Here is a 21073-nt window from a genome sequence, read left to right as displayed (position 1 = left end):
CTTTGACAGTGACTTTGACAATGTATAAATTGTTTCCAGACACTATTTAAGTTTTACTCACAAATTTGTTTTATCTCATAATTAAATATATTTGTCAAGTAGTTATTAATTTATTTTTCTATACTGAGAAATTTTATAGAAAGCAGCCTGGCTTTATGACAAGTGTCTGATTTTAATAGACATTCTTGAAAACTTAGGGCTTGCTGAAGAAGTTGACACCCTGTTGGTTTCAGCCAGCCGAATTCAGTAATAATACTTAAAGATCGGCTAAAGCAGCGCAAAACCCTTGTATTATACCAAATTCACGCAAAGGCAGTTACATCTTAATTTGTGATTTATTCCTAAAAGAAAAAATTATAAATTCCATAAATTCTCAAATTTCCACCTTTTTTCCTCTTTAATATTTAATATTTATGTTTTTCTTTCCCTGTTCCCTGTTCCCTGTTCCCAGTTAAGTGTTCCCTGTGTCGTCACGCTTTGCAATATTTTATGAAATTGGTATTAGTTAGTGGGTTCGCACAGCGTTGCGTCAGTATCTCAGAAAATGGAGGTAAATTGACATTTATAGATACCACCTGTTTCTCTGCCAATATCAGCATTTTCTATTAACGTTTAGGAATAATATCAAGTCCGGATAATTAGTGATGAAAAAACCTATTTTCTTACAGAGGGCAAATATCCCTGTTATCCCTACTCCCTACTCCCTTATTTATAAGTATTCAACCAGACATAATATTATTATTGGGACTTACACAAAATAAAGTAAAAAAATAGGCTCAAATATAGATGGGCAGAGGCTTTAACGTCAAAAAAGCATAAATCCTGAATAAGCACGGGTTCTAGTCATTTTTAAGGCATCGACGTAATTCCCTTGTCTAGACTGACTTTACACAATCTTCACAAAACTGTTAGGTAATATAAAGTTTCTACAAAGATATCTAGTTCTTAACTTAGACTTAACCCAAGATTGGATGACATTTGTTTAGATTAATTAAGTAACTTACAAATTACTAAGAAGTTGGGCATCAGCTCGCCGATAATATCTTAATTTTGTGTGTAATATGACTCACATATGAGAATAAATCACAAAGAATTATCAAACCAATACTAATTAGTCAAATACATTAACGGATCGTCAAATTAATTAGGAAATAAAAATGGCTGCAACTACACTATCATCAGGAGATATAGCCATTATTGGCTTTAACTTTGATAACCCAGATGAATTTGCCTTTACACCATTAGTAGATATTGGTGCAGGTACAGAAATTAATTTTACCGATAACGGTTGGCAAGCTGCTGGTAGTTTCAGAGCTAATGAAGGCACTTTTACTTGGACAGCACCCACAGATATTACTGCCGGAACAATAATTAATCCTACTGTCAGTAGTATTGCATTCTCAGTCGATGGCGACCAAATTATTGCTTATCAAGGAGATAGTAGCAACCCTACCTTTATTTATGGCCTCAACAGTCAAGGCAACCCCGGAGTATGGCAGTCTGACTCTACGAGTCCCAATACATCTGCCCTACCCACAGGTTTAGTCAATGGTGAAACAGCAGTAGCTTTAGACGAAATTGACAATGCCGTTTATACAGGTATCACTTCTGGTACCCAAGCAGAATTACTAGCAGCGCTCGGCGATAATTCTAATTGGTCTGGAAGCAATAGCACCAGACAGACAATGCCAACAAACCCTTTCAGTGTAAGTGGGGGTAGTGACTCTAATTTAGTCATAAATGAAGTGTACGCTAGCCATACTGGAACAGACGACACTGAATTTATCGAAATATTTGGTACACCAGGTACATCATTGGATGGCTTAAGTTTAATTGTTGTGGAGGGAGACAATGGAAATTCTGGTACAATTGACCGTCAGATTAATTTCGACTCTACTAATGTTATTGGCGACAATGGTTTTTTTTTAATTGGAAACCCCATAGGTTTAGCAAATAACTATGCAGTTGCTCCAAATCTTGATATCAGCAGCAACTTCCTAGAAAATAGTAGTTTTACAGTAGCTCTAGTTGAAACCACTAGCGTTTCTGGTACTTCTGTTACAGGTAGCGAAGTTGTTATCGATACTGTTGCTCTTACAGATGGTGGCGCAGAGGATACCTTCTTCTTTGATGCTCCTGTTATCGGTCCAGATGGTTCATTTTTCCCTGCTGGTGCCCGTCGAGTCACCGATGGAGTCGATACAGATACAGTTAGTGACTTTGCAATTAGTGACTTCTTCCTAGGTGCAGAAAATACTCCTACTGCTGGAACCTTTGACAATGGTGGTGGTGGAGGCGGAGGAACAGGACCTTCAGCCTTTATCCACGAAATTCAAGGTAGTGGTGCATCCAGTATCCTAGATGGTCAAACAGTAACTATTGAAGCGGTTGTTGTGGGAGACTACCAGGATGGTGCTAGCGGAACAAATGGAGATTTGAACGGTTTCTTTATTCAAGAAGAAGATGCTGATGCTGATACCGACCCTTTAACTTCTGAGGGTATATTCATTTTTGATGGTGACTCTCCCGCTGTAGACGTGAATATTGGAGACGTTGTTGAGGTTACAGGAACAGTAGATGAATTCTTTGGTTTGACTCAACTAACTGATGTCTCTGTTTCCATTCAAGGTACAGATACTTTACCAACTCCTGCTACTGTAAACTTCCCTGTGACTACAGTTGACGATCTAGAAGCTTTTGAGGGAATGGGAATAACAATTCCCGATACCCTATTTGTCACTGAATATTTCAACTTAGACCGCTTCGGTGAAATCGTCCTATCCTCTGATGGAGCTAGTAATGAACCTGGAACTGACGGTCGTCTGGAACAATTTACTGATTTCAATGCTCCAGATGCAGCAGGTTTTGCAGCTTATCAAGAAGCGATCGCTACCCGACGCATTGTTCTTGATGATGGTCAAACTGTTCAGAACCCTAGTACAATTATTCATGGCCGTGGTGGCAACCCTCTCAGTTCTACCAATACTCTGCGGGGTGGCGATACTGTTGATAATCTCTCTGGTGTTCTCAGTTTTGGTTTTGGGGACTACCGAATTCAACCTGTTAACCCTGTAGATTTCCAAGCAACTAATCCTCGTCCAGAAACACCTGAAGATGTTGGCGGAGATTTGAAAGTTGCTAGTATCAACGTTCTCAATTTCTTTACTACTCTAGATGAAACAGGTAATCCTGGTAGCGGTCCTAACGGTCTTTCTCCTCGTGGTGCTGATAACCAGACTGAATTTGACCGTCAAGTTGAGAAGTTGGTGACAACTCTGGAAGATCTTGATGCAGATGTTGTCGGTTTGGTTGAGTTAGAGAACGAATTTGGTGGAGACCAAAACGGTGACGGTCAGTTTGCTATTGAGACATTGGTTGATGAGCTTAACGAACGAGTCGGTGCAGGGACTTATGCTTATATCGATCCGGGCGTTCCTTTTGTGGATACAGGTGATGCCATTTCTGTTGGTGCAATTTACAAAACCGACAGCGTTCAAGTTGCTCCCGGAACAACTGTGGAAGTTCTCACAGATTCCGATCTACCTGCTCTTGGTTTAGGTGGCACAGTATTTGATGGAGAGGATACTAACCGTGCTCCTCTTGCTGTCACTTTTGAAGAACTAGCTACAGGCGAACGCTTGACTGTATCTGTTAACCACTTTAAATCTAAAGGCGGTACTGGAACTGGTGACGATGCAGATGCGGGTGACGGCCAGGGTAACTTCAATGGTACTCGTTTACGAGCTTCTGAAGCTCTAAATGCTTGGTTAGAGACTGACCCTACTGGAAGTGGAGATAGTGACTTTTTGATTGTAGGAGACCTGAATGCTTATGCTCAGGAAGACCCAATTACATTCTTGGAAGCAGAAGGTTACACAGACCTAATTGAGGAATTTGTTGGCAGTGACGCTTACTCTTTCGTATTTGATGGTCAATTTGGCTATCTGGACTATGCTTTAGCTAATCAGTCACTGTTATCCCAGGTAACAGGAGCTACAGAATGGCGCGTTAATGCTGACGAACCTGATGCTCTTGATTATAATCTTGATTTCGGACGCGATCCAAGCCTGTTCAACGGTCAAGATCCATTCCGCAATTCCGACCACGACCCCATAATAGTTGGTTTGAATTTGGAAAGCTCAACTCCTGGAGAAGTGATTGAGGGTACTCGGCGTCGGGATAATTTGATTGGAACCGATGGCGATGATACTATTACTGGTTTCCGAAATCGAGATATTCTTACTGGTGGCGGTGGTGACGATACATTCGTTTACGCTAGCATTGTAGATGCAGGGGATATCATTGCCGACTTTGAAGTAGGTAGCGATAAAATTGACCTAGCTGGAGTATTGGATGGTGTTGGTTTTGTTGGAGTAGACCCCATTGCTGATGGTTATGTTGGTTTACGTTCTCGTGTTGCAGATACTATCCTGACTATCGATCCTGATGGTGCTGCTGGTGCTGGTAGCGCTCGCTCTTTCTTGTTAGTGCAAGATGTTAATCCTGCGGAATTGAATAATCCAGAAAATTTCATTTTTCCAGATATAGTTCCACCTGAGCTAACCTAGTGAATATGATGGCGATCGCTTACTCAGGCGATCGCTCTTTCTCTGAATCTTCAGACTATGAAAAAAACTCAAAGTTTAAGTTCTTTCACTCAATTACTGCATCTTAATTTTCTTTCAGACATCAGTATTATCACTATTGCCATTGCTAGTAAAGTCTTGTACATTAGTAAAAAAATAAGCAATTTTTCCACCATATTCTAGAAGTTATAGGGTGTTTAACAACTTTTAAATCTACGAAACCAACAAACATTATTTTACTAAATAAAACCATGAATAACATCTTTCAAAAGTTATCTTTCGTTGCTACAAGTGTAGTTCTTGGCCTCGCTGTAATTAATACTAATCCTGTTAATGCTGCTTCAATTATTTATGATTTTGAAGTTAGTATAGATTCAGGTGTTTTAGATGGTGAAACATACTCTGGATTTTTTGAATTTGATGATTCTGCATTAACAGGAATAGGTGAAGAATTTTTATCTGTATCAGAACTCAGTTTCGATTTTCTGGATGTTAACTACACTGAAACTGATGGTTTTCCTAAAGTTGTATTTCTTGACGGTGACTTTCTGGGATTGAATTTTGAGACAGATGCTGAATTCTCTTTTATAGCAGATTTCTTTGACCTTAGTGAAGCTTTCTTTGCATACAATATTCCTGGACAAGGAGCAGGTGCAGGAGACATTGCATACAATTTACGTCCAGATATCCCAGTATCTACACCTGAACCAACTGCTGTTTTCAGTTTATTAGCTTTAGGTACTGCTGGTTGTAGTGGTGTTTTGAAAAATAGAAAAACATCATCATCAAAAGATGCAGCATAATTTTTTCAAAGTATCTAATAGACATCTGGTGAAAATAAACTTGCCCTTTATTTGCTATAAACTAGAGTGTAATAACTCAAAAAATAATTTTCTGTGTTTTTTTCCTAAAAACATCTTCCCTGTTCCCTATTCCCTACTTTTACAAAAAGTCTATATCTTTTTCACGCCTATGTCTAATAAACAAGAATTTAGGGGTGTTCGATGGAGCATCCCTATTCTAGTTTTAGAAGATGTCAAAACATGACGTTTTGTATTAGTTTGATGAAGCAGAAAAGACTCAATCACTATAAATTCTGAGCCAAGAAACTGCACTTTCTACATCAGTTACCTGTTTTCCATCAGGAAGAGGAGGGCGTTGGATCATTACTACTGGAATACCTAATTCCCGCGCCGCAATAATTTTAGCATAGGTAGCATCGCCACCACTATTTTTACTAACGATCGCTTCAATATTATATTTTTGTAAAAGCGACCGCTCTTCTAATAAGGAAAAAGGTCCACGCTTAGTCAATAGTTTTCCCGGGGGTAGTAAGGTATTCAGTTTAGGTGGATCTATAGTCCGCATTAAAAACCAAAGGTTTTGGAGATGAGCATAACTTGTTAACTCTTGACGACCGATGCTCAGAAATACTCGTTGGGCTAATTTTGGTAAAATGTCGATAACAGTTTGCTTATTTTCAACTTCCACCCAGCGATCGCCTTCTGTTTTTTCCCATGGTGGGGAGATGAGCATCAAATGAGGAATATTCAATTCTGAAGTTGCGATCGCTGCATTCCAAGAAATTTGTACTGCAAAAGGATGAGTTGCATCAATTAGCAAATCTATTTGTTGTGCCTGTAGATATTCTGTTAACCCTGGCACACCACCAAAACTCCCTATTCGCGTATGGGTAAATTTGATCGAAGGTTGACGAGTACGACCTGCCAGAGAATTTATTACCTCTAACCCCGGTATTGTAGTAGCTAAAGCTGCCAGTTTCCATCCATTTCCAGTGCCTCCCAAAATCAGCACTCGTTTTTGTTTTGTCATGTTATACCAAATTGATAAGTTTTTGCTACAAATAGCTAGGATATTTCTTAGGAGTCAGGAGTCAGTCCTCAGGAGTCAGGAGGAAATAAAGAAGGAGACAGGAGACAACCCACCCCTAACCCCTCCCAGGAGGGGAAAGACAGGAGACAGGAGGAAAATTACATGGGGATTTCATCCCTGGGAATTTTGAACACCGTGTAGACGGTGGGGTATTAAACCCACAAAGAAAATGATAAAGAAGAACAAAGAGGAGGAGAAGGAGAAAGTTTTTTTATCACTAATTATCCGGACATGATATTACTGAGGTACAATTGTTTTTCTTCTTTTCTACTTCCTACTCCCTAAAATCAACAACTGGCAATTCAATCACAAATTCTGTACCCTGACCGACTACGGAATTACAGTAAAATTTTCCCTGGTGTTTTTCAACTATAATTTGATAACTTAAAGATAATCCTAAACCCGTACCTTTACCCACAGGTTTTGTTGTATAAAACGGGTCAAATATTCGGTTTTTCACTTCTTCTGGCATTCCCATTCCATTATCAGTAATATGGATAGCAATCCAATATTTATTTATAAATTTAGTCTGAATTTTAATATAGGGTTGAATATTACAAAATAGAGAATTTGATTTTTCCCAAGACATTTCTAAAGCATCAATAGCATTAGCTATTATATTCATAAAAACTTGATTAAGTTGACCTGCAAAACATCTGACTAATGGCAAATCACTATATTCTTTAATAATGTTAATTTTGGGAAATCCGATTTTGGGCTTGAGGCGACTTTGCAAAATTAGTAAGGTACTATCAATACCTTTGTGAATATCAACTTGTTTTTGCTGAGATTCATCGTGACGGGAAAATTTTCGTAGGGATAAAACTATTTCTTTAATTCTTTTAGAACCTTCTTCCATGGAAATAAGCAAATCAGGAAAGTCTTCTTGGATAAATTCCAGGTCTATTATATCTTGTTTTTCTGTGATTTCATCTCCTGGTTCTGGATAATATTGATGATAAAGCTTGAGTAAATCTAGTAAATTTTCAGCATAATTTTTAGCAGGTTTAATATTGCCGTAAATAAAGTTAACAGGGTTATTTATTTCATGGGCAACTCCGGCAACTAACTGACCTAAACTCACCATTTTTTCATTCTGAATTAATTGAGCTTGAGTTTCTTTTAATTTTTGAAGAGTTTGTTCTAGAGCGGCATTTTTTTCTGTTAATTCTTGGGTTCTTTCCTCAACTTTAGTTTCTAAAACATGACTGTAATCAGATAATTGTTGATATGAATTTTTTAACTGTTGAATCATTTGATTAAAAGTTTGGGCAAGGAAACCAATTTCATTTTTAGTTATTACTGGTACTTTCTGGGTTAGATCCCCTGCACTTACTAATTTAGCTGTCTGAGCGATCGCTAAAATTGGTCGTACAATTTGATGGCCTAATAACAACATAACTACTGCCATTACTAAAGCTAATATCAAACCTACTAATAAAATTGAAGTAGCTAGATGACGAGCAGGTGCAAATGCTTCTGTTTGATGTATTTCTGCTAGTAATGCTAAATTGTGTTCTTTTAGCCACCGATAAACACCAATTACTGGCACACTTTTGTAATTTTGATATAACCCTTTGCCATTATTACCATTCATAGCAGCATTAATAGCATCACTTTCAATACCATCAGGAAATTCTTCAGAACCAAATTTTGTGGCTGAAACTAATGCATGTCTCTTTGATAAACTACTACCAATATTCCCCACTAAATAGGTTTCAACAGTATCTCCTAACTCTGATTGTTTGCGAATAATAGTATCAATTCTTTCCAAGTTAAGATTGGTAGCTAACATTCCTAATTGTTTACCATTTTTACTTAGAATAGGAGTAGCAAAATTAATCATTGGTTGACCTATTTCAACAGAGAGGTAAAAATTTGATATTAAGTTATCTGTGAGAGGTTTTGTGACTTCGCTATATTGTACTATAGGTTGATATTTGCCGATTTTATTAGGATTACTAGAAACTAAAATTCTACCATCTCTGGTTAAGATAAAAATTTCTTGTAAACTGTCAATATTAGTGGTAAAAGATGTTAAAGAAGTTTGCAGTGAGGTTTGAGCATATTTATATTCTGATGTAGATTTTTTGGTTGTTAGTAAGATTTTTGCTTGGTGATTAATTTCTGGTAATTCGGCAATCGCTAAGATATTTTTACATTGGTCTAAAATCCAACGATTAAGTTCATTTTCTTTAAGTTTGGCAGCAAAGCTAAGGCGTTCAAATACTGATTCTTTTAAAGATGCTCTTGCTTGACTAAAGGTTGTATATCCGACAATTGATATTGTCATTAGCGACAATATTAAAAAAGAACCTACAATCTGAATTAGGAGGCTTTTTTTCCAGAAATACATGATTCTAGATCCTCATTTTTTCATCTAAAATTTTTCTCTTTTGAAAGAAGTAGTTATACCAATTCCTAAAAGTAATGCTATACTTAGGTAACACTTCATTCATTAAGTAATTAACACAGGTAAAATATTTTTTTTGTTAATTTGAGTCAAGTTAATTTTAATTATTCTTATGTTTACTTCTCCTCCACTCCCCTACTACCCTACTCCTCTACTCAAGAAAATGTAGAAAAGTTTTTGAGAAATGGTATTAGTTAGGGGAACTGTCGGTAAGACTACATACAGAACCTAAGCAGAAGCTGTAAAATCGCAAATTTCCATTAGAATTTGCTGCATCGCCTTACTCCAAATATTTTCTATATGTACTTGAGAATAAACATGGTTTACAAAATTATCAAATAAGTGAGTTTGACCTTCAGCAAACTGTTGAGATGCTACGGAAATATGAGGGTCTTTTTGATCGTGCCAAAATTGTTCTTCCCATAGTTGAGGCATAATCATTTTCTTTGTGGGTTTAATACCCCACCGTCAACTGGAGTGTTCACGCATTACTTGGGGGAGCGTAGACGCGGAGCGGCAGGTCGTTGACTATCCCCATGTAATTTTCCTCCTGTCTTCCCCTCCTGGGAGGGGTTAGGGGTGGGTTGTCTCCTGTCTCCTGTCTCCTTCTTCAACGGAAAATAGCGACCTTTACTACCTTTAATGTAAAGTCCTAAATTATCTGTTTGTATTAGATATGATAAACATTCTTTCGCTAGCTTAGAATTAGCAGAAGATGTAAAAATTATAGGTTGTTTAATAGATATTAAATATCTAGGTTTGTCTCCATTAGGATTATTTGGAAATTCTATAGTTCTCATTTGATTTAAGTAAATTTCTTCGTCTTCTTTTTGATATACAGGAATTGACATAGTTGAATTAATTGTCATTAAAGTCTCGCGATTGAGGAAATTAGTATGATTATCAGAATTTAGCCAATTAACTGCATTAGGTGGCACATATCCATTTTTATAAAGCTAGTGTACCAATCTAAAATTTCAATTATTTTTTGTCTTATAGCTGGTTTATCTACTTGTAATTTGCCCTATTTATCTACTATTTGTAAATTGTTGGCCTCCAAAATTTGTTCAAATATAACATAACTATCTGAAGCATCGATAGACATGGGCAAACCCAAAGCATAAATATTACTGTCATTTTGTTGAGGCAAAACTTTTTGTGCATTCTGCCAAAATTGCCAAAAATCATTCCATTGTTTTGGTCTTTATTCACCTAGACCAGCATCACGAATTAAATCATGCCAGTAGTGAATATGGACAGTTTCCTGCATTATCATTTTCTTTGTGGGTTTAATACCCCACCGTCAACGGGGGTGTTCACGCATTACTTGGGGGAGCGAATCCCCATGTAATTTTCCTCCTGTCTACTGTCTTTCCCCTCCTGGGAGGGGTTAGGGGTGGGTTGTCTCCTGTCTCCTTCTTCAATGGTACAGCATAATATATTGTACAAATAAGCAGATTTCAAAGCAGTATCACTGTATAAATTTTTTATAGGTTTAATTACATCTGAAACATCTACTAATTTTCCTTCTGATGCCCATTGAGGAATTAAAGTATGTTCTGCTTTTTTAGAGAAAAAAATATCAGGTGGTTTACCTGCTGCTAAAGCATCAATACCTACTTGTTAAAATATATATATCCACAATTTTTTATTCATTTGTTTTGATTAATTATTGTTTGATAGCAACTGCCATTACTACTCTTGACTTATAGAATATCTAAAACAACGGAATATCAATAATCAACCTTCCTTCTTCTCTTCTAGATAACTAAATGTTCTTCTAGATAACTAAATGTTCTTCTAGATAACTAAATGTTCTTCTAGATAACTAAATGTTCTTCTAGATAACTAAATGTTCTTCTAGATAACTAAATGTTCTTCCTTCTTACTTCTGTTATATTTTTGACCAGATAATTATTTTTATTAAAATTACCCCCATCACTAATATTGGTGTTAACAAATCACCCCATTTTACATATAAAGTTTGGGTATTTCGCCGATAAATTGTGGTTGAATAAGTTTCATAAGTATTAATTCCAGATAGCCAAATTGTTCTACCGTGAGGGTCTACAATTCCAGAATAACCTGTATTAGTTGCTCGTACCGTCCATCTATCAGTTTCAATTGCCCGCATTACATCTTGAGCATGATGTTGAGCTGGCATTGTAGAACTATAATGAGCATTATTAGCTGCTGTTAAAATAAATTCTCCCCCTGCTGCGGTTTGTCTTTGAAATACTTGGGAAAAAGCTGAGTCATAACAAATTCCAACTATTGCTTTGCCAAAGGGTGTCTCAAATATTTGGTCTGTTTTTCCAGGTACTAAATGAGCGTCTAAAGGCGAGAGTCTATCTATTAGTTTTCCTAAGACTTCATTGAAAGGAATAAATTCTCCTAGAGGTACTAATTTAATCTTGTCATAACGACTAAAAATTTCTCCTGTATTATCTATAGTAAATAAACTGTTAGTCAAATTATTATCTTGTTTGCCATAACCACCGACCCAAGCTACTACTTCTTTGTCTAAAATTGCTTGATAAAAAGAAAGGAATCTACGATTATTTTGATTTGTCCACAAAAAAGGTAAAGCTGTTTCTGGTGTTAATACAGCATCAACATTTTGGTCTGCTAATTTTTTATATCCTGTGGTATAACCTTCCACAGCACGATACCAACCGGTAGAATTGAACTTAATTTCATTAGGAATATTACCTTGAATAATTCCCACTTTTAATGCTGTTTCTGAATCTGGATTTAAAGGAATATTATATAGACTAAATCCTACTATGTGGAAAAATAGAAAAGTTGCAATTGGAAGGAAGAAGGAAGAAGGAAGAAGGAAGAAACAACAATCAACTTTTTTTTGTGGCAATTTTGCTTTAATGAAGCCTTCCCCAATTAAAGCATTTACTGTAATAATAGCTGCCGTAACTGTAATTGGTCCTGATAATTGACTAAGGTGTAAAATTACTAAATTATAGTTGCTCTGAGTCAAAGATAAAGAAGTCCACCAAAGACTTCCTAAACTCCAGATTTTCTCTAAACAACACCATAAAGTTATACCTAATAAAACTCTGGCGAATGAGAATATTTTCTCTGAGAAAGATGTAGGAGTTAAAACCCCAAATAAATAAGCCCAAATAGCAACTAAAATTGCTCCCCAAAGAGTGATAAAAATCCAACAAAATATAGCGATCGCTAAACTAGCTAACCAAGGAACTCCTAACCAAGTCATGGGATGAATTCCGGTTATCCAAAATAAAGCTACACCGTGATAACCTACTCCCCAAACTAAACCTAATAAAAATTTATCAAAGTATTTTTCTTGTTGAATTACTAACACCCACAGAGGAGCTAGAGCTACCCATCCGAGAAACCATGCGTTTACTGGTGCTGTGGTCATTCCCATAAAAATGCCACTAATAAATGTTATGAATAATATCATTTTTATAAATGTTTGCTACAAATACTTAAGATGTTTTTAGTAGTCAGTAGTTATAGCAGGGAACAGGCAAAAGCGGTGCGACCCCGTGTCGCCGACAGACGCACCTAGTAGCGGACTTAGAGAGGCAATAGTGGGAAAAGTATTTCTGTATCTAAGGTTCATCATTAATCTATGTCCTAACCAACTCGTTCCTTGCTATAGGAGAAATCAAATTTACTTAATTAAATTTTTCAACTCCCGCCAAATAGAGGGTTGACTAGAAATTGATGTTGGATAAGTTAAAATTCCTTGAGTAGGACTGAACAAAAAAGCTAATATAAATAACCCAAATGATACTAATACAATTGCTGGACCTGATGGTAAATTATAGAAGTAGCTAATATACATTCCACTAATACTCGATAAAACCCCTATTCCTACCCCCCAAATCATTACTTGATACAATCTTTTAACTAATAGATAAGCTGTGGCTGCTGGTGTAATTAATAAAGACAAAACTAACACTACTCCCACTGCTTTAAGACTGGCTACAATTGTCAAACCAATTAACATCATTAGCCCCAGATTTAATAAATTTACAGGTAAACCTACTGCTTGAGCGCCGAGGGGGTCAAATGTGTAAAATAATAGTTCTTTATACAACAATACTACTACTAATAAAACAATCGCAGCAATAATTAATGTATCTCTCACATCCCCAATAGTTACGCCGAGAATATTGCCGAATAAAAAATGATTTAGGTCAATTTTATTATCTTTCTGAATAATTGTAATTAGTGTAATTCCTAGTGCAAAGAAGGCAGAAAAAACTATCCCCATTGCTGCATCTTCTTTGATTGGCGATCGCGTCCTAATTAAATTAATTAAAATAGTACTAATTACTCCGGCAATAAATGCTCCAATAAAAATATTTGCCCCTACTAAAAAAGCAACAGCTAATCCTGGTAAAACTGAGTGACTAATGGCATCTCCCAATAGAGCTAATCTTTGTACCATTAAATAACTACCTACTACCGCACAGATAATCCCAACTATTACTGCTACTAAGAGCGATCGCTGCATAAAACTATATTGTAGTGGCTCGAGTAATGTTTCTAACATTAGTGTCAATTTTTCCTATTTTGTCTGTTTGATTATTTTGATTTTAAGGTGTTTGTAGTGTTTCTACTTTTTGGACAATAATCTGAGTAAAAATTCCTATTCCGTATAGAGCAATAGAGATAAATTAAATTTGAATTTTTAATTTTAAAAAGATAGAAAGATTTTTTCTGGGAATAATTTGAGTAAAAATTCCTATTGCGTATAGAGTAATAGAAGTTTTAGGTTTAGATGCTAAATCTGAAGCAAATGTAGTCGATACTAATGGTACTTAGACATTTTTTTGTAGGAAAAATGCTTCAAAGTCAGTCAAGAGTTGGGAATTACGTCGATGCCTTAAAAAAGGCTAGAACCTGTGCTTATCATTTTCTTTGTGGGTTTAATACCCCACCGTCAACGGGGGTGTTCACGCATTACTTGGGGGAGCGAATCCCCATGTAATTTTCCTCCTGTCTCCTGTCTCCTGTCTCCTGTCTCCTTCTTCAATCAGGATTTATACCTTTTTGACGTAAAAGCCTCTTCCCGTCTGTATTTGAGCCTATTTTCTGGCTGGATTTTGTGTAAGTCCCACTAATGGTTTTGATGAAGCAAAAATTCTGAGACTGATTCAACAACAAACTGAAGCGTAGAAAGGATGTAAATTATATCATATTTAGAGAACAATTACAACAAATGGGAATTACTTCAAGCGATCGCTCATTAGGTGAAACGAATATTGTTTGTTGAAATAAAACCCAAGCTCACCGGCGGCAATGGAGTGCAGTAGAATAGCTGTCCGTTGCAGCACCTCGTTATCTGAAATCAACTGTTGAAGCTAAAAAATTACTCATCATGTTTTATATCATGTCCGGTTGAATAATTAGACTTTGGTGGAAGGAAGGCAGCTATGCTGGAGGCAGGAGGCAGAAGGTTTTATCCTATTGTCACCTTGATTTTATACACAAACGATGCTACCGGACATGATATTACTACAATATCAAAGTGTAGGACATCTTACCGCACACCCCCAACTTTTGTATATAGCTCTATTGCAGGGTCAAAAGGCAAAAGTTTAACAGTAAGAACTTTTCACTGATTGGCTTTACCTATAATTTTAAGCTAGACGCGCTACTGTATTAAGTCTTCATTAGTTTTTCCGAATATTGCGCAACTTGCTGCCAGTCAGTATACTCATAGTCTTTCGATATATCAGTTCCTTCTCCAGCCTTTTGGGCGATGCGTTTCATTATCCATTTGAGTGGAAAGGAGTATTTTGAGTACATCAATGCCCCCGCAATCATTTCAACATCGTGAAATGGAACTTGTATTTGCTCGTCCATCTTTTTTCGGGCATCTTCAAGCCACTTAGCTCTCAGTTCTGAGTCTTTAGTAGCTGCGCTAAGAAGCACTAGGAAAAATGATCGAATCTTTTGTTTAATTTGTTCTTGATAACTATTAATGAAAGTAACCAACTCTTTTTCTAGACCTCCGGCGTGCATTGAGGCTCCAAAAACAAGCAGGTCAAAAGCTTCTAGATCGATATTTTCCGTTGCCGTTTTATCTTGGGCATTGGTGAGTTGTACACTTGCACCTGCTTTTTTTAAATGTGTAGAAATCTGTGCTGCTACCTTTTCCGTTTGCCCCTCTCTAGTAGCGTAGAGGATGAGAATATTCTTCATATTAGAAATCCCTTGGACAATATTATGGACAGAAAGAAAAATTATAAAGGCACAGGGATCTGTAGGGGATAAATTTGATAAATTTGACCTAGTTCTACCCTATATACAATGATATCAAGAATTGTTCTGAATATGGTTCCCTGGAAATACCTCCTAAAAAACTGCTTGAACAAGTCAGCATTCTGTAATAATTAAGCAACTTGCTTTAGAGATTCTGAAAAGAAACCAACTTTCTAAAAGTGTTGCTAATCCAAGTTGCGATCGCAGGCGACAATTGTGCATCTACCCAAATTGTCATACGACTAGCACGGGATGATTAAGTTTACGGGAGGCATATAGAAGTGCTGCCTGTAAATCATTTGTCTGTAGATCGGGCATTTCTTCTAAGATTTGCTCGGCACTCAGTCCAGTCGCAAATAGATCCAGTACATCTGATACCCTAATTCTCATACCTCGGATACAAGGGCGACCACCACACTGTCTGGGATTAATCGTAATTCTTTTCAGCAATTCTGACATATGAAAAATCTCAAAAATAATATTTTCAGTCTTCTAGTCAACTCCAACAAACGGTTCATCAAAACAAAAAATATCGGCTTCCTTAATCAATGACCGTACCAAAAATGCTCGTTGTTGTTGACCGTCAGACCTTCTTATAAATTGGACATCTCCAAAAATTAAAAATAAAATCAATTATTATCTAGAAATTATCAATTACTCCTCCCTGTTCCCTGTTCCCTGTTCTCTGTTCCCTCTTTTCTGGAGATGTCTATTACTTAGCTAACTTAATTACATTGAATATAAGGTCTCCATACCCACCCCATTTGTTGAGGAGTTTGTACTGATTGAACATAAACCCACTTTGACTGAGACTCTTGTCCTGCTGGTGGTTCAGTAACTCTCAGTTGAGTATTTTTAGCAAAATTGAACGGCATATTATAACCTTTGGCATTGGGAAAATCTCGCACTGGAATATTCGGATATTCGGGGGAACCTATTGCCTGACAAATTGTTCCTACTGGTACTCCACCTGTTCTATCTCCTGTATCGGGTAGTTGTGAGGCAGAGCGTGTATTGCAATTTTGCAGATAGGGAGTATATACCCAACCTTGAGAATTATTCGGTCCAGTTACTTGTGTCCATTGTCCATCATTAGACCTATTGATGACTGTTACAGAAGTACCGTTATTAAAAAAGGCAATATTTCTACCTCCATTTGGCTGGTCTCGGAAATCTACACCTGCACGACTATCTGCTGGTGAAGACTGAAGCTGACAAACTTGTTGTTGAGCAAGTAATATTTCATTGCTCTGCTTAACCCATAGAGTCCACTGGTCTGCCATGGCAATAGTTGGTATTTGACTTCCTAATAAAGATAGAGAAGTAATTGTTAATATTCTTAGGTAATTTAGCTTTTGCTTGATGTTATTTTTCATAAATATTCTGAATTATTTGTAATCACAAGTTTAGCTACTGACTATGTAAGTCTATATTTCAGATGTTTTGATTATTCTTAATACTTTATTTAGATAAAAACATCTTTTTTTTTTAAGTAGCGTTATCTTTCTATTTTTTATATTTTAATATAAATAAAAATTTTTACAAGGGAGATTTACTAAGTTAACAAAAATCCTTATTTCCGCCAATAAACCTATCAACTCAAGAACAGGGAAATAAGGAATTTAAGCCAGCTTAAGAATGTAGTAAAAGCTTAAATACTTGTAACAAATATTGAACACGCCTGGTATCAAAGAAAAGTAACAAAGAGACTTCATAATTACGCACTCCTTTTTTAATTGTGCGTAGCGCTATATTACAGTAAACATAATATTAAATAAACCGGACTTTCTCATAAAAATCCGGTTAAAAATCAAAACGTTATTCGAGCAAAAATAAATGTAAGCATTTCTTGCAGAATGCTGCGCAAACAGCTATTAGCATTTCCTACGGACTACGCAAACAGATGCATGAACGTACAGAACTTACTAAGGTTACCTTGTTACCTTTTTCTTTTCTACGGAATGCTGTGCAAACATAATTTTGAATTCTCCTTCTCAGATAATAAGTTGATAACTGATAGCTGAATGCTGAATGCTGAATGCTGAATGCTTACAAAAAAATTATCCCTGACTACAAAACTTATCCACACAACGCACAAACATTTCTACTCCCATTCCTAGAGCAGTTTCATCAAAATCAAATCTAGGATGATGGTGCGGATAAGCTAAATTTTTCTCGGCATTTGCCGAACCCAAAAAGAAATAACAACCAGGTACTTCTTGCAGAAAAAATGACATATCCTCACCACCCATAGTTTGACATTCTGGTACAACACCCGCAGGAGTTTCTACTAATAATTCAGCCACACTTCTAACCAAATCTGCCATTTTTTGATCGTTAATTAACGGGGGATAAAGAGGAATATAATTAAATTCATAATTCGCCCCATGACTTTCACAAACTCCAACAATAACCTGCTCAATTCGTTTAGCAAAATAATCTTGATAAGCCAAATTAAAATAACGTACAGTACCACCCATTCGGGCAGTATCAGCAATCACATTAAATGCCCGACCTGCATTTAATTCCCCAACCGTCACAACCGCTGAATCTATAGGATTAATATTCCGAGCTACTATTGTTTGCAAAGCATTAATAATTTGAGCTGCAACTACCACAGAATCTACAGTTTGATGAGGCATTCCTCCATGCCCACCTTTACCCAAAATTGTGCAATTAAATCTTTCAGTAGCTGCCATTAAAGCACCACTGCGGACTCCTACTGTGCCGAGGGGTAGATTATTCCACAAGTGCAAACCAATGATGGCATCCACATCAGGATTTTTCAATACCCCCGCTTCAATCATTGGTTTAGCGCCTCCAGGTCCTTCTTCGGCAGGTTGGAAAATGATTTTTATGATCCCATCAAAATCTTGGCGATGGGTAGCGAGATAGTAGGCAGTACCTAGAGCGATCGCTGTATGTCCGTCATGGCCACAGGCGTGCATCACACCATTATGTATTGACCTATATGGCACATCGTTTAATTCTTGAATTGGCAAAGCATCTAAATCTGCCCTGATAGCTAATACAGGTCCTGGTTTACCACTGTCAATAGTTGCGAGGATACCTGTTTTAGCAACTCCTTTTTGATGTTCGATGCCCCACTCTTGCAATTTTTGGCAAATAAATTCCCCTGTTAAATATTCTTTGAAACCTAGCTCTGGTCTTTTATGGAGATGTCGTCGCCATTCAACTAACAAAGGTTGTAGTTTTCTAATTTCTGGACGCAGTTGAGATTGAGCGACAGAATTTGAGGTCGGAATAGTTGAAACCATACTTTTTATACTGAGTTATTATTTCCCTTATAGGTTTAATACCCCACCGTCTACACGGTGTTCAAAATTGTTTTGTGTGAAAATCCATAAGCAATTTTCCCTTCTGCCTTCTGCCTTCTTCCCTCTTCAATAATTTTTGATTGTGGTTGGTAAGGGCAAAAATTTCTCTAAATCTAAATTAGAAGCTGCTGCTGCTAATTTTTCTAAGTTGTTAATTTCTGGCAAATGTGGTATAACTCCACAGACTTGTACTTGAGTTAAGGATTGAATTAGCTCAACAGGAGTCCAGTCAGCAATTTCTTGCTCTGAGCAAGGTTGAACGCAGTTAAGGATAATTCCTCGGAGGTTAACCTTCATTTGACGAGCTAGAGCAACATTCGCTACAGTTTGAGCGATCGCGCCTAACTTGATTGGTACAACCAAAATAGTAGGTAAATGCCAATCCCTAGCTATGTCTGCCACCGTCAGTTCGTGAGTTACAGGAGAACCTAGTCCCCCTACACCCTCGACTAACACAAAATCTTTTTGTTGTCGTAATCTTGCAAAGGTTGACCATACCCGATCTAATTCTACCAGACGACCTTCCCGTTCTGCAGCTACAGGAGGAGCTACTGGTGTTTCGTACCATAAAGGGTTAATTTCGTCAAGAGATTGGTCTAGAGAAAATAATTGAGTGTAAAGTTCGCGATCGCCTATGCCAGTTTGAATGGGTTTAAATAAGCCTAAGTTCCGGTCTTGATGGTAAGTTTGCCAATAAGCAGCAAGAGCGAGGGTTAATATCGTTTTACCAGCGTCGGTATCGGTTGCAGTAATCAAAAGTTCTTTCAAAGCATTTACCCTGGAATATCATTTCTGGATCTCTCCATTGTAATATCTTCAGGACTTCCGTACCAAGTTCTACCTGTAGTGGACTGACACACCTAATTTTGTGCGGGGTGTGTCATATCAAATCCGTTTAATTGGACATAAAAAAAATCTTCAATCGCCATAACTACGTTTATCTTTGTAATTCTTTCTCCTCCTGACTCGGTCTGATTGACTTCCCCTCCTGGGAGGGGAACTCAGGAGTCAGGAGGGAAGAAAGAAGAAAAGAAGGAGAAAGTTTTTTGATCGCTAATTATCCGGACATGATATTATCATTTTCTTTGTGGGTTTAATACCCCACCGTCAACGGTCGTGTTCACGCATTACTTGGGGGAGCGAATCCATAAGTAATTTTCCTCCTGTATCCTGTCTCCTGTCTCCTGTCTCCTTCTTCAAATCAAATCCGGTAGCATCGGTATAAAATCTTTTGAAGTAGGAGTCAATCCTCAGTCCTCAGGAGTCAGGAGGGAAAAAATTTATGAAGATTTGGTAATGGTGAAGATCAAGAATGTTTTTATACCGAATTAAACGGACATGATATTACGCATAACCACCACATACAGAACGGCCGTTTGCTGACGCATAGCTGAAGCTTTATATGTTGCGGAGCAAAACGCCCCTACAGATGGTGTATAACTTTGTATTTTGTTTTGCGTAAGTTCTGTGAATCTAATTACACTAATGCTACCGAATTTGATATTAGGGGGTGTGGAGCGAGTATTTTTCTACCTCCACAGAAATTATCAATTATTTCCCCTCCTGGGAGGGGGAGGGGCGAGGGGTGGGTTCCCTACCCCCTACTCCCTACTCCCTCTTTTGGTGGAGATGTCTATTTAGGGTTTGCTGAATAAATATGAAAGTCTTTACAGATAAAGCTTTTGGCATTTTTAAGTCTGGAGGGGGTGCGCTTATTTGAGTTGAAAAGCCTCAAAAAGTTAGTATTAACAGCAAGATTTGGACAGAGAAATTGAGGAATAATTCTAACTCCTGCCTTCTCGCTCATTCCCCATTCCTCCTGTCTCCTGTCTCCTGTCTCCTGTCTCCTGACTCCTACCCTTGCTCATCAGACTTTTTCAGCAAACCCTATTTATGGATCGGCACGATTTTCTAGATCCTTTACAGCATCTTCTGTACGTTCATTAGTATTCTTGGGCCTCAACCAATCAGGCCATAGCCCAACTATAAATTTTCGACTTTGCAAGCTGGCATTTTGGACAGGTTGAGGCACAAATTCAAAACTGTCACCAGCAGTTACAAAAACTATACTCACGATGACAAATAACCATATTAGATTTTTATTCATAAGCTGATATGAATTGGATTTATTTGTTTAACTTTAGTCTTCCCACTACTCACAAAAATACTTCTAATACCAATTTCATCAAATATTGCTACATTCATGGAAGAGTGAGCAGTAGGGAGATTGCATACAACGTCCGTAAGTCTTAGACAAAGGGAAGTATAGAACCCCCGATCGTATCTTCATAAATATGCGCGTTTTTTGAGCTAGGAGACAGGAGACAGGAGACAGGAGACAGGAGATAAGAGGTAAGAGGTAAGAGGTAAGAGGGTAGATGTGGGGAGAAATAATATAAAAAATTCAACACTCCTTGCTGATGATTGTTCCTCACTCATTGATGCGCGAAAAGACTTGACTACCATAATTATATAGACCTCAAATGGGTTCTATAGAACCCCTGAGCGTATCTTGATAAATACCAAGTTTTTTGATCTAGGAGTCAGGAGACAGGAGACAGGAGACAGGAGTTAAGAGGGAA

Annotated in this window: 17 protein-coding genes; 3 read left to right on the top strand and 14 right to left on the bottom strand. The window is 37.3% G+C overall.

Features of this window, described 5'->3' with window-relative positions:
- Window positions 1-1157 precede the first annotated feature (1157 nt).
- Together F6K18_RS24230 and F6K18_RS24225 are read left to right on the top strand one after the other, a co-directional pair.
- Entirely contained in the window at window positions 1158-4568 is a 3411-nt protein-coding gene (locus F6K18_RS24230; protein ID WP_287524891.1) for an ExeM/NucH family extracellular endonuclease, read from the top strand.
- A 269-nt stretch (window positions 4569-4837) separates the two neighbouring features.
- On the top strand, window positions 4838-5389 hold the full coding sequence (locus F6K18_RS24225; protein WP_287524890.1) for a hypothetical protein: 552 nt from the start codon (window positions 4838-4840) through the stop codon (window positions 5387-5389).
- Between the two features lie 277 nt (window positions 5390-5666).
- On the opposite strand, the gene F6K18_RS24220 is transcribed toward F6K18_RS24225, so the two are convergent.
- Window positions 5667-6419: a cobalt-precorrin-6A reductase gene (locus tag F6K18_RS24220; RefSeq protein WP_287524889.1), complete on the bottom strand. Its 753-nt coding sequence runs from the start codon at window positions 6417-6419 to the stop codon at window positions 5667-5669.
- Between F6K18_RS24220 and F6K18_RS24215 the strand changes: the two genes are divergently transcribed.
- Window positions 6418-6609 carry a hypothetical protein gene (locus tag F6K18_RS24215; RefSeq protein WP_287524888.1) on the top strand — a complete coding sequence of 64 codons (192 nt, stop codon included), beginning with the start codon at window positions 6418-6420 and terminating at the stop codon, window positions 6607-6609. The two genes, F6K18_RS24220 and F6K18_RS24215, sit on opposite strands and share 2 nt — an antisense overlap.
- Window positions 6610-6753: 144 nt before the next feature.
- Here F6K18_RS24215 and F6K18_RS24210 read toward each other — a convergent pair whose 3' ends face one another.
- The 13 genes from F6K18_RS24210 to F6K18_RS24145 form a co-directional block, all read right to left on the bottom strand.
- Entirely contained in the window at window positions 6754-8772 is a 2019-nt protein-coding gene (locus F6K18_RS24210) for an ATP-binding protein (RefSeq protein ID WP_287524887.1), read from the bottom strand.
- A 348-nt stretch (window positions 8773-9120) separates the two neighbouring features.
- Window positions 9121-9327 (bottom strand): hypothetical protein, encoded by a 207-nt coding sequence (locus tag F6K18_RS24205; RefSeq protein ID WP_287524886.1) that lies wholly within the window; start codon window positions 9325-9327, stop codon window positions 9121-9123.
- Window positions 9328-9380: 53 nt separating this feature from the next.
- On the bottom strand, window positions 9381-9830 hold the full coding sequence (locus F6K18_RS24200) for an extracellular solute-binding protein (RefSeq protein WP_287524885.1): 450 nt from the start codon (window positions 9828-9830) through the stop codon (window positions 9381-9383).
- A gap of 86 nt (window positions 9831-9916) precedes the next feature.
- A complete protein-coding gene (locus tag F6K18_RS24195) occupies window positions 9917-10042 on the bottom strand; it encodes a hypothetical protein (protein WP_287524884.1) in 126 nt (41 codons plus the stop codon).
- Between the two features lie 173 nt (window positions 10043-10215).
- A complete protein-coding gene (locus F6K18_RS24190) occupies window positions 10216-10356 on the bottom strand; it encodes a hypothetical protein (protein WP_287524883.1) in 141 nt (46 codons plus the stop codon).
- A 430-nt stretch (window positions 10357-10786) separates the two neighbouring features.
- On the bottom strand, window positions 10787-12337 hold the full coding sequence (gene lnt, locus F6K18_RS24185; protein ID WP_287524882.1) for an apolipoprotein N-acyltransferase: 1551 nt from the start codon (window positions 12335-12337) through the stop codon (window positions 10787-10789).
- A gap of 213 nt (window positions 12338-12550) precedes the next feature.
- The gene (locus F6K18_RS24180; protein ID WP_287524881.1) at window positions 12551-13438 is read right to left on the bottom strand and encodes a metal ABC transporter permease; all 888 of its coding nucleotides are present in this window, start codon (window positions 13436-13438) and stop codon (window positions 12551-12553) included.
- Window positions 13439-14550: 1112 nt separating this feature from the next.
- Window positions 14551-15093 carry a flavodoxin domain-containing protein gene (locus F6K18_RS24175; protein WP_287524879.1) on the bottom strand — a complete coding sequence of 181 codons (543 nt, stop codon included), beginning with the start codon at window positions 15091-15093 and terminating at the stop codon, window positions 14551-14553.
- A gap of 294 nt (window positions 15094-15387) precedes the next feature.
- The gene (locus tag F6K18_RS24170) at window positions 15388-15612 is read right to left on the bottom strand and encodes a DUF433 domain-containing protein (protein WP_287524877.1); all 225 of its coding nucleotides are present in this window, start codon (window positions 15610-15612) and stop codon (window positions 15388-15390) included.
- Window positions 15613-15878: 266 nt separating this feature from the next.
- On the bottom strand, window positions 15879-16529 hold the full coding sequence (locus tag F6K18_RS24160; RefSeq protein ID WP_287524875.1) for an SH3 domain-containing protein: 651 nt from the start codon (window positions 16527-16529) through the stop codon (window positions 15879-15881).
- Between the two features lie 684 nt (window positions 16530-17213).
- On the bottom strand, window positions 17214-18431 hold the full coding sequence (locus F6K18_RS24155) for a M20 family metallopeptidase (RefSeq protein ID WP_287524873.1): 1218 nt from the start codon (window positions 18429-18431) through the stop codon (window positions 17214-17216).
- Between the two features lie 126 nt (window positions 18432-18557).
- Window positions 18558-19259, bottom strand: coding sequence for a dethiobiotin synthase (gene bioD / locus F6K18_RS24150; RefSeq protein ID WP_287524871.1), 702 nt, complete (start codon window positions 19257-19259; stop codon window positions 18558-18560).
- Between the two features lie 1123 nt (window positions 19260-20382).
- Window positions 20383-20598 (bottom strand): hypothetical protein, encoded by a 216-nt coding sequence (locus tag F6K18_RS24145; RefSeq protein WP_287524869.1) that lies wholly within the window; start codon window positions 20596-20598, stop codon window positions 20383-20385.
- Window positions 20599-21073 lie beyond the last annotated feature (475 nt).

Source organism: Okeania sp. SIO2C2, assembly GCF_010692625.1.
Taxonomy (GTDB): Bacteria; Cyanobacteriota; Cyanobacteriia; order Cyanobacteriales; family Microcoleaceae; genus Okeania; species Okeania hirsuta.
Note: the sequence above shows the minus strand (reverse complement) of the source record. Positions and strands in the feature narration are given on the sequence as shown.

Coding starts and splice junctions, on each gene's coding strand:
- F6K18_RS24230 (WP_287524891.1), top strand. CDS start 1,158: ATGGCTGCAACTACACTATCATCAGGAGATATAGCCATTATTGGCTTT.
- F6K18_RS24225 (WP_287524890.1), top strand. CDS start 4,838: ATGAATAACATCTTTCAAAAGTTATCTTTCGTTGCTACAAGTGTAGTT.
- F6K18_RS24215 (WP_287524888.1), top strand. CDS start 6,418: ATGTTATACCAAATTGATAAGTTTTTGCTACAAATAGCTAGGATATTT.
- F6K18_RS24220 (WP_287524889.1), bottom strand. CDS start 6,419: ATGACAAAACAAAAACGAGTGCTGATTTTGGGAGGCACTGGAAATGGA.
- F6K18_RS24210 (WP_287524887.1), bottom strand. CDS start 8,772: ATGACAATATCAATTGTCGGATATACAACCTTTAGTCAAGCAAGAGCA.
- F6K18_RS24205 (WP_287524886.1), bottom strand. CDS start 9,327: ATGCCTCAACTATGGGAAGAACAATTTTGGCACGATCAAAAAGACCCT.
- lnt (WP_287524882.1), bottom strand. CDS start 12,337: ATGATATTATTCATAACATTTATTAGTGGCATTTTTATGGGAATGACC.
- F6K18_RS24180 (WP_287524881.1), bottom strand. CDS start 13,438: ATGTTAGAAACATTACTCGAGCCACTACAATATAGTTTTATGCAGCGA.
- F6K18_RS24175 (WP_287524879.1), bottom strand. CDS start 15,093: ATGAAGAATATTCTCATCCTCTACGCTACTAGAGAGGGGCAAACGGAA.
- F6K18_RS24170 (WP_287524877.1), bottom strand. CDS start 15,612: ATGTCAGAATTGCTGAAAAGAATTACGATTAATCCCAGACAGTGTGGT.
- F6K18_RS24160 (WP_287524875.1), bottom strand. CDS start 16,529: ATGAAAAATAACATCAAGCAAAAGCTAAATTACCTAAGAATATTAACA.
- F6K18_RS24155 (WP_287524873.1), bottom strand. CDS start 18,431: ATGGTTTCAACTATTCCGACCTCAAATTCTGTCGCTCAATCTCAACTG.
- F6K18_RS24145 (WP_287524869.1), bottom strand. CDS start 20,598: ATGAATAAAAATCTAATATGGTTATTTGTCATCGTGAGTATAGTTTTT.